Raw genomic sequence first — 1,296 nt, forward strand, 5'->3', positions numbered from 1 at the left:
TGCCCCCTGAAAAGTGATCCTTCATGAAGTATGGCTTATGAGCCTCAGAAGGACATTGAAATGGCAGTGAAAAGACACAAGGCAGAAGAGATCATCACGAAGCTTCGCCAGGTTGACGTATTGTATGCGCAGGGAAAATCGATGGCGGAAGCGATCCGGTCGATAGGCGTGACGGAAGTTACATGCTACCGGTGGCGTTCCGAATACGGCGGCTTATAGGGTGATCAGGTAAAGCGCCTGAAGGAGCTGGAAGCGGAGAATGCCCGGCTCCGGTGCGCCGTTTCCGATCTCATCCTGGACAAGATGATTTTAGCGGAGGCCGCCAAGGGAAACTTCTTAGCCCCGTCCGTCGCCGCGCTTGTGTAGACCATGTGCTCGATGAGCTGAAGGTGTCCGAGAGACGGGCGTGCCGGGTTCTCGGTCAGCATCGTTCCACTCAGCGCAAGATCGCCAAGACCCCGGATGATGAACCGGCGTTGACCGCAGACATCACGGCGCTCGCTCTCCGGTATGGCCGCTATGGCTATCGTCGTATAACGGCGATGCTGCACCAGGCTGGATGGATCGTGAACGTCAAACGGGTCTTGGCGATCTTGCGACGGGAGGGGTTAAAAGTGCCTCACAAGCAACCGAAACGCAGCCGACTGTGATTGAACGACAGTTCGTGCATCTGGCTTCGGCCGGAATATCCCAACCATGTCTGGTCCTACGACTTCGTCGAGGATCGCACGCATAACGGCAGGAAAATCCGCATGCTCAACGTGATCGATGAGTTCACGCGGAAATGCATCGCTATCAGGGTCTAGAGAAAGCTGAAGGCCGTCGATGTCATCGACGTGCTTTCCGACCTCTTCATCCTACGCGGCGTCCCCACCCATATTCGTTCCGACAATGGGCCGGAGTTCATCGCCAAGGCGCTACGGGAGTGGATCGCAGCAGTCGGTGCCAAGACCGCCTACGTCATGCCGGGCAGTCCATGGGAAAACGGCTATTGCGAGAGCTTCAACTCTAAACTCCGTGACGAACTGCTCAACGGCGAAATCTTCTACACGCTCAAGGGTGAGGTGGAAAAGCAATCGATCCGATGAATCGATTGCCCACCAAACAAGATCATCATCGAAAACTGGCGACAGCATTACAACACAGTGCGGCCCCATTCATCACTGCGCTACAAGCCACCGGCTCCCCAAGCAGCCGTCTGGCCTCCACAAAATGGGCCAGCGTCAACACCAACAGTGGCAAGCAGACCAAGCATGCACTAACATTATAAACGGATCACCCCATCGGGGCAGACCA

At 55.8% G+C, this 1,296-nt stretch carries 1 pseudogene; it reads left to right on the top strand.

The features are described from left to right. Positions 1–60: 60 nt before the first annotated feature. Positions 61–1,262, top strand: a pseudogene (locus WH356_RS23960) (IS3 family transposase). The last annotated feature ends 34 nt before the right edge of the window (positions 1,263–1,296 follow it).

Source organism: Ochrobactrum sp. MYb379 (genome assembly GCF_037479515.1).
Classification (GTDB): domain Bacteria; phylum Pseudomonadota; class Alphaproteobacteria; order Rhizobiales; family Rhizobiaceae; genus Brucella.